We start from the raw sequence: 7,172 nt of genomic DNA, 5'->3' as shown, positions 1-7,172 counted from the left end.
GAGACACTGCGGCCCACACCTGGGTGGCCGCGCCTTGTTCCGGTGTCAGCACGTCGAGGTTCTTTGTGTTGCCCACGCTGGTCATCACGGTGACATCGTCGGCCGTCATATGCCGCGCGAGCCGGGTGGCCACCATGCCGGGATGCACCGCGTACGCGCGGACGCCCCGGTCGCTCAGTCGTCGGTCGAGTTCGACGGCGTGGAGGATATTTGCTGTCTTCGCTGCGCCGTAAGCGGCGAACTTGTCGTAGGCGCGAGCGTGCCAGTTCGGATCATCGAGGTCGATGTCCCCTAGCCGATAACCGTCGGAAGCGAGATTCACGATGCGGGCGCCATTGGCGGCGATGAGTTGCCCATGGAGGAGCTTGGCGAATGCGAAGTGGCCAAGATGGTTGGTCCCGAATTGCAGTTCGAAGCCGTCCTTCGTGCGGCCGAAGGGCGTGAACATCACGCCGGCGTTGTTCATCAGGATGTGGACGACCGGGGTGAGCTCGGCGATTGCCGAGGCAGTGACCCGGACGCTGGCGAGTGATGCGAGGTCGAGTTCGGCGACCGAGGTCCGGGCATTTGGCACCGAACGGCAGACCCGCTCCTGGGCTTGCAGCGTTGCGGACCGATCCCGACCGCACAGAACAACGTGCGCACCCGCACTCGCCAACGCTCGCGCCGACTCGCGGCCAAGGCCCGACGACGCGCCCGTGATTACCGCGGTCTTCCCGGTCAGATCGATGCCGTCAACGACCGTATGTGCGGTGGGTCGTGAATCAGCTTGTTGCACAGTCGGTTTTCTCCGTTCCCACTGTTACGCCGGCGGCCTTCTCCATCGGCAGGACGACTGACGTGAAGTCGGACGCCGGGCCCGCTTCGGTCTGTGTCGTCTCCCAGATTCGTGCGACCACTTCGGCGACTTCGATGGGTGTACTGAGAGTTTCGGCCTCGTCCAGGTACAGCCGAACGTCCTTGGCCATCAGGCCGGTGGCGAAGCCGAAGTCGAACGTGCGGGGGAGTACCGCGCGCGGGAACTTGTCGCGGCTCGCGTGGGTAGCGCCGGAACCCGCGTTGAGGACGTCGATTATCACCTCGGGGTCGAGCCCGGCCTTGACGCCCATGACGACGACCTCGGCGGTGGCGGCCAACGTGGCGGCTGCCATCAGATTATTGATCAGCTTCATCGTCTGCGCGGCACCGGGCTTCTCGGATACGAAGATCGCGTTACCGAGGGCACCGAATACATCTGTCAGAAATTCGAATTCGGAGCGAGCGCCCGACACCATCAGCGCCAGGGTGCCCGCCTCGGCTCCGCGCACGCCACCGCTGACTGGGCTGTCGAGCGCGGCGATGCCACGCGCCGCGAGCACATCGTGATTGCGTTGCGCAGCCTCGCCACCGATGGTCGACAGGTCCACAAACCGGCGCACCCGCGTCCCCGCAGCGACATCCAGCGCCACCGCATTGGAGACCTGTGGAGTGGGGAGGCTCGCCATGACTGTCTCCGTCCGATGGGCAACCTCGCCAACTGATGTCGCGGCAAGCGCGCCAAGGTTGGTGGCGTCACCGACAACGTCGTCTCGCGTGTCGAAAACGACCACCCGATGACCAGCGCTGACGAGGCGGCGCATCATCGGAAAACCCATGTTGCCCAGACCGATGAAGCCGATGTCCGAGCTCATTGGTCCGTGTCCTCCAACTCGGCGAAGAGGTCGCGCGCGATACGGAAGCTATCCACCGACGCCGGGATTCCGGCGTAGATGCCGACCTGAAGGAAGATCTCCCTTATCTCCTCCTTGGTTACACCGTTGGTCAGCGCGCCACGAAGGTGAGTGCGCAGTTCGTGAGGCCGGTTCAACACCGCGAGCATCGCCAGATTGAGCATGCTGCGTGTCTTCAGCGGCAACCCATCTCGACCCCACACCGCGCCCCACGCATACTCGGTCACCAGATCCTGTAGTGGTTGGGAGAACTCGTCCGCGTTCGCCGTTGCCCGTTCGACGTACTCGGTGCCGAGTACCGCAGTGCGAATCTCGAATCCCTTGTCGTAGGTGTTTTTGTCCATCAAGTGCTCCGTCCGGTGAGTTATCGGGGTTGGTGGTCATCGGGGCCGCACCCCGTCGAGGAACAAGCGCACGCACAGACGTATTCGGTGCTCGACCACCTTTGGGTCCGAGACGAGACCCCAGGCCACACCGGTGACCGGACCGCCGACCGTCATGGCGAGGAAGGCGCCAGCGACCACTTCCGGTTCGTCGATCTCGATCTCTCCGGAGGCGGCGTGCCCGCGCAGAACGTCGGCAATGACTTGAAGCGCAGGAACAGTGCCCTGGTCGAAGGCCAGTCGATACAACTCGGGGAAGCGGTAGCCCTCGGCATTGAGGATGCGCTGCAGCGCCACACCATCGGCACTCGTGAAGCGCTCGAACCGGATCGTCGCGATGGCCACCAACGTGGCCTCCAGGCCATCGGTTTCGGCGTTGCGCAAAGTCTCGATCGGCACGACCCAGCGGTCCACCGCCCGCTGCACAGCGGCCTCGAACAAGGAAGCCTTGTCCGGGTAGCGCGCGTAGATCGTTCGCTTCGCCATTCCGGCTGCGGCGGCGATTGCGTCGATGGTCGACCGTTCGAAGCCGTTCTCCACGAACACGTCCAATGCGCAGTCGAGCAATTCCTCTTGGCGCTGCTGGGCCTGCTCCTGTGTCGGCCGTCCAACGCCCGGGCGCTGGTTCGTCGCGGCGGGCGTCATGCCGTTGTGGGTTGGCCGATCGGTGTCACGGAGACGACAGTAGCAGTAATGAAACGGTTCAGGTGCTATTAATTCCCGGCTTGCGGCGACGGGGTTCGCCGCGGCGCCCGACACCTAGGGGCTACGTCGCCCCAAAATGGAGTACTCGCCTACTCGTGATTCTCCCAGCATCGACAGTAATACTGAGCGGGCGGAAGAAAACTGGTGGTGGCGCGACCTGGCCACCACGGCTGACCAGCAGCGCGATCCTTCTCGCGGTGCCTCGAACGAATCGCTCTCACGAGGAGTATCCGTGTCCAGCAATAGACGATTCGACTACCCCGCAAATCCGCCGCTCGAGTGCGACCTGATCATGAAGGGTGGTATCACCAGCGGTGTCATCTACCCGCTGGCGGTGTGCCGCCTCGCCGAGACCTTCAAGCTGCGGTCGGTAGGTGGGGCGTCTGCCGGCGCAATCGCTGCCGCGGTGACAGCCGCCGCGGAACTGGGTCGGACGTCGGCTTCGGAGCACGGCGGCGGATCCGGTGCGGGTTTCGATGTCCTCGAGAGCATGCCGAAGTGGTTGGCGGCGAACGGCGCAAACGGCAGATCGAACCTGTTCAATCTGTTCCAGCCGGCGGACGAATCCCGCAGCCTCTTTCAGTTGGCTACATCATTGGTGGGGAAGCGTGAATCAGGTGAACGCGTAGAGAATGGCGACGAAGGACCAGGCCGGGGACGGCGTGTCGCCGGATTTCTTGGCAAGGCCATCGCGGTCGTATTCGGGGCGTTGCGCGCGTTTTGGCCTGCTGCGCTAGCAGGTGCCATACCCGGATTCGTCTTGATGTGGTTGATATTCGTCGGCGCCGACGGTTGGGGGCGGTGGCTGGGCGTCATTGCGTCGGCATCCGTGGTGGTCGTCGGGATGACCGTCGTGATCGCGGTTGCTGTCGCGTGGGCAGCACACAAGGGACTGAAGGAGAACTTGTTCGGAATGTGTACCGGTATGCCTGCCGCGTCTGCTGCGTCAAAAGGCGTTGGGACGCCAAATTCCGCGGCTGCGCCCAGTGTGACCGAGTGGCTGCACGAGCGGATTCAGGCGGCCGCAGGCCGAACCGTAGCCGACTCCGCCGTCACATTCGCCGATTTGTGGGGTTGCGATGAGAGACCGAAGGATCCTCCTGTCGATCTTGCGATCATGACGACGAATCTCACCGAGCGGCGCCCGGAGCGTCTGCCATGGGGAGAGACGGACGACCGACTGTATTTCGATATCGCGGACATGCGGAAACTGTTGCCGAAAGGCGTCGTCGATCAGATCGCCACCGAGCGTGCCGAGCACGAAGATCGGAAAGGTCGAGCGATGTATCGCATGCCGCGATCAGGCCACACACCCATCTTGCTGGCCGCACGGATGAGTCTGAGCTTCCCGGTTCTTCTGTCTGCGGTGCGATTGTTCGCTTACGAGGGCGCTAGCTATGTGCCGTTGTGGTTCACAGATGGAGGCGCATGCAGCAACTTTCCTGTGCACTTCTTCGACGCGCCGCTGCCGCGACGGCCCACGTTCGCCCTAAACCTTGCGCGTTTCACTCGAGCGCAACGCGAAGTCGAGGACGAGTCGAAGAATATTGATCTGCGGGACAACAACACCGAGGACAATCCGTGGCCGCGCCACGAGGTGGCGCCGCCTGGACTCCCCGGTGCTGTCAGTTTTGTGAGTGCGATTGTCAATACCGCACGCGGGTGGGTGGACGGCAGTGCGTTGTCCATGCCCGGCTACCGCGACCGCATCGTCACCGTCTTCCACACCAAGAAGCAGGGTGGCATGAATCTGGAAATGCCCGAGGCCGTCATCGAGCGACTGACGAATCGCGGACTTGCCGTCGGTGATTTGCTCACGCAGCGCTACGCCGGCAAGTCCCCGGGCCTAACGAAAGCTCCGGGATGGGAGAACCAGCGGTGGGTTCGGTACCGCTCGGCGATTGCCGCCGCCGAGACCTGGCTCGAAAGCTTCCAGAACGCGTACGCCACGCCGCCGAATGCCTACCAGACCGCATATGACGACTGGCTCGACTTCGAAAGTGGTGTAAAGCCAGATGAATTCAAGTGGCTTTGCAAAGCGGAAGCAGATGCCGCGCGTGCCCGAACGGACCAGCTGATGAGACTGGCGAATACCTGGTTTGAGGGTGGTTTTCGATTCGGCGAATCGGCACCTACACCACAACCCGTCCTGCGTAGTCAACGCAGGCTGTAGGCGGAAGCGCCTATCGGCACAGACTCGGCAGTCACAGGTGACCACAATTCGGACATGCCAACGTCCGTGATTAACGAAACAAACGCTGATCGCGTCCGCAGTCATCGCATGCGTAAATGGATTGTTCCAGATTTGTTCCGGCCGTCCCGGCTATCGGTCCGCAAATCGAGTACCGCCAACTGATGCTTTTCCCGGCGTCGGCGGCAATGCTGATTTAAGCGAGAAGGAGCGGAGGTGAATTCGATGGTCTACGTCGCAGCCGGCGCCGGGCTGACTCTGTTGGTGATCGGCGGGCTGATGTACATGAAGGCAAGGCAAGAGAACGCGCAGCCGGAGTAGGTCAGCACGTACCGGGGGTGGCGCGGGCCTCAGCGGGGCGTGAACCTGCAGGTTCTCTGAACCACCGTGGTGAGGCTCTTCGCACGAACATCAAAAGGGGGATTTGAGAGGGGAAACAACATGGCTAGCGGTGCGCTTTTTGTTGGCTGGGGTGAACCGGTACACGGGCGCGAGAAGGCAGCTCTCGAAATCTTCAACACATCGATGGAGTACTGGGGACGTTTGCAGGCGGACGGAAAGATCGAGAGTTTCGACGTCGCCCTTCTGGAACCACACGGGTCAGACCTGGGTGGCTTTGTCTTGATCCGCGGCACGCGAGAACAAATCGACACGTTGCAACACGACGAAGAGTGGCGTCGACTCATCGCTGCAGTGCGGTTGCGGGTCGAGGGTGTCGGTGCAGTGGACGCAATTGTCGACGAACGACTCCTGGCCGAGATTGGCTACTACCAGGACGCCGTTAGCGAGATCAGCTGACTGGTAGCCCATTTCGACGCGCCCAACGAGGCGCCATGATTCGCGGTGGCTCGGTATACGGCCACCGGCGGCGTCCTGTTGACCTCCAGGTCGAGGCGGTCCGAGAAATGGACCTGAACGCATCGCGCCGCAGCCTCGTACTCGTGACGACAACTTCCGATCCAAAGGAGACCTCATGAGTGACTCGCGACCCATCGGGGTGGGCATCACGCCGCTCACGACGAGCCGTGACCTCGCCGTCGACCTAGCCCTGCGCGCCGAGGAACTCGGCTACACGTCGGTCTATGTTGCCGAGGGGTGGGGAAACGATGCCTCGGTGATCCTGGCCGAGATCGCGCTCAAGACAAATCGGATCCGGATCGGGACCGGCATCATCAACATCTGGGGTCGCACGCCGGCGACCGTGGCGATGATGGCGACCACGCTGTCCGACCTGTCGAATGGCCGATTCGAGTTGGGCATCGGCGCGGGCAGTCCGACGCTGGCCGAGGGGTTGCACGGCTACGAGTTCCGGGCGACAGCGGCGAGGCTGCGCGAGTTCACCAGGCAGGTTCGTGGGCTCCTCGACGGCGAGCGCGCAGCACAGGTGGTACCGGGAGTCCGGACGTTGCGGCTGTCCGTTCGCCCGCAGGCGCCGGTGCACATCTCGGTTGCCGCACTTGGTCCACGGGCCGTGCGCACCTGCGGTGAACTGGCCGATGGCTGGTATCCATTCCTGCTGTCGCCGTCCGGTCTCGCCCCCGGTATGCGTTTGCTCGAGGCGGGCGCGGAGGCGGCCGACCGCCCTCGACCGGCTGTCTGTCCGGGCATTCCGACCGCGGTCCACGAGGATCCCGAGCAAGCTCGCGCCATCGCGGCGTGGTGGATCTCGTTCTACCTGACCAAGATGGGTCCGCTCTACGGACAAACGTTGCGAGGCTTGGGTTTCGGTGATCTCGTCGACGAGGTCGTCGCGGCGAATCGGGAATCGGACACTGCGCAGGTTCCCGAGTCGGCGCAGGCGCTGATCGATGAACTCACCATCACCGGCGATCCGGAAACAGCGGCTATGCGCCTGGACCGCTGGTACGCGGCGGGCGCAGATATGCCAGTGGTCGTGCTGCCGCCCAATGCGAGTCGCGAGGATCTCGATCGGACGCTGGTCGCGCTGAGGCCGCAGTAATCGAAGCTGGCTCGGTTCGAAGCGCATCGCGTTAAACGCTCTCGCGCGTTCGCCTGCTCCGGAATGATTCACCCAACAGACCGGACGAACGCGCGGAGGAATTCGCCATGACCTACACAGTGGACTTCAAAGACGTCTCGACCGTCGGCCTGGAATCATCGCCAGTCGCAGAGGCGCTAGCCGGCCTGCGAGCGAACGAGGCCCGCTACTTCAAGAACAAGTAC

General features: G+C 63.1%; 7 protein-coding genes and 1 pseudogene. 4 read left to right on the top strand and 4 right to left on the bottom strand.

The genetic code is table 11. The annotated features are described in order from the left end of the window. From A8G08_RS10870 to A8G08_RS10855, 4 genes are all read right to left on the bottom strand, one after another. A partial coding sequence (locus A8G08_RS10870) for an SDR family NAD(P)-dependent oxidoreductase (RefSeq protein WP_068273625.1) occupies positions 1-778 on the bottom strand: 778 nt, incomplete at its 3' end. Beyond that, on the bottom strand, positions 765-1,670 hold the full coding sequence (locus tag A8G08_RS10865; RefSeq protein ID WP_068273623.1) for an NAD(P)-dependent oxidoreductase: 906 nt from the start codon (positions 1,668-1,670) through the stop codon (positions 765-767). The genes A8G08_RS10870 and A8G08_RS10865, both read right to left, overlap by 14 nt. Next, complete coding sequence (locus tag A8G08_RS10860) at positions 1,667-2,053, bottom strand: carboxymuconolactone decarboxylase family protein (RefSeq protein ID WP_068273621.1); 387 nt, start codon at positions 2,051-2,053, stop codon at positions 1,667-1,669. Before A8G08_RS10860 ends, A8G08_RS10865 begins: the two co-directional genes overlap by 4 nt. 36 nt (positions 2,054-2,089) lie before the next feature. Then, positions 2,090-2,737: a TetR/AcrR family transcriptional regulator C-terminal domain-containing protein gene (locus A8G08_RS10855; RefSeq protein WP_068273619.1), complete on the bottom strand. Its 648-nt coding sequence runs from the start codon at positions 2,735-2,737 to the stop codon at positions 2,090-2,092. A gap of 550 nt (positions 2,738-3,287) precedes the next feature. Between A8G08_RS10855 and A8G08_RS10850 the strand changes: the two genes are divergently transcribed. The 4 genes and pseudogenes from A8G08_RS10850 to A8G08_RS28340 form a co-directional block, all read left to right on the top strand. Beyond that, positions 3,288-4,970 carry a patatin-like phospholipase domain-containing protein gene (locus A8G08_RS10850; protein WP_342669644.1) on the top strand — a complete coding sequence of 561 codons (1,683 nt, stop codon included), beginning with the start codon at positions 3,288-3,290 and terminating at the stop codon, positions 4,968-4,970. A 459-nt stretch (positions 4,971-5,429) separates the two neighbouring features. After that, the gene (locus A8G08_RS10845) at positions 5,430-5,786 is read left to right on the top strand and encodes a hypothetical protein (protein ID WP_068273612.1); all 357 of its coding nucleotides are present in this window, start codon (positions 5,430-5,432) and stop codon (positions 5,784-5,786) included. 175 nt (positions 5,787-5,961) lie between these two features. Continuing rightward, the gene (locus A8G08_RS10840) at positions 5,962-6,948 is read left to right on the top strand and encodes an LLM class flavin-dependent oxidoreductase (protein WP_068273610.1); all 987 of its coding nucleotides are present in this window, start codon (positions 5,962-5,964) and stop codon (positions 6,946-6,948) included. Between the two features lie 107 nt (positions 6,949-7,055). Continuing rightward, positions 7,056-7,172 (top strand): annotated as a pseudogene (locus tag A8G08_RS28340) (phage tail protein); the annotation flags it as partial.

It is taken from the genome of Aldersonia kunmingensis (assembly GCF_001646865.1).
Lineage (GTDB): Bacteria > Actinomycetota > Actinomycetes > Mycobacteriales > Mycobacteriaceae > Aldersonia > Aldersonia kunmingensis.
Note: the sequence above shows the minus strand (reverse complement) of the source record. Positions and strands in the feature narration are given on the sequence as shown.

What these genes read in the sequence shown, in the direction of transcription:
- A8G08_RS10865 (WP_068273623.1), bottom strand. Translation starts at nt 1,670, where the DNA reads ATGAGCTCGGACATCGGCTTCATCGGTCTGGGCAACATGGGTTTTCCG.
- A8G08_RS10850 (WP_342669644.1), top strand. Translation starts at nt 3,288, where the DNA reads ATGCCGAAGTGGTTGGCGGCGAACGGCGCAAACGGCAGATCGAACCTG.
- A8G08_RS10860 (WP_068273621.1), bottom strand. Translation starts at nt 2,053, where the DNA reads ATGGACAAAAACACCTACGACAAGGGATTCGAGATTCGCACTGCGGTA.
- A8G08_RS10845 (WP_068273612.1), top strand. Translation starts at nt 5,430, where the DNA reads ATGGCTAGCGGTGCGCTTTTTGTTGGCTGGGGTGAACCGGTACACGGG.
- A8G08_RS10855 (WP_068273619.1), bottom strand. Translation starts at nt 2,737, where the DNA reads ATGACGCCCGCCGCGACGAACCAGCGCCCGGGCGTTGGACGGCCGACA.
- A8G08_RS10840 (WP_068273610.1), top strand. Translation starts at nt 5,962, where the DNA reads ATGAGTGACTCGCGACCCATCGGGGTGGGCATCACGCCGCTCACGACG.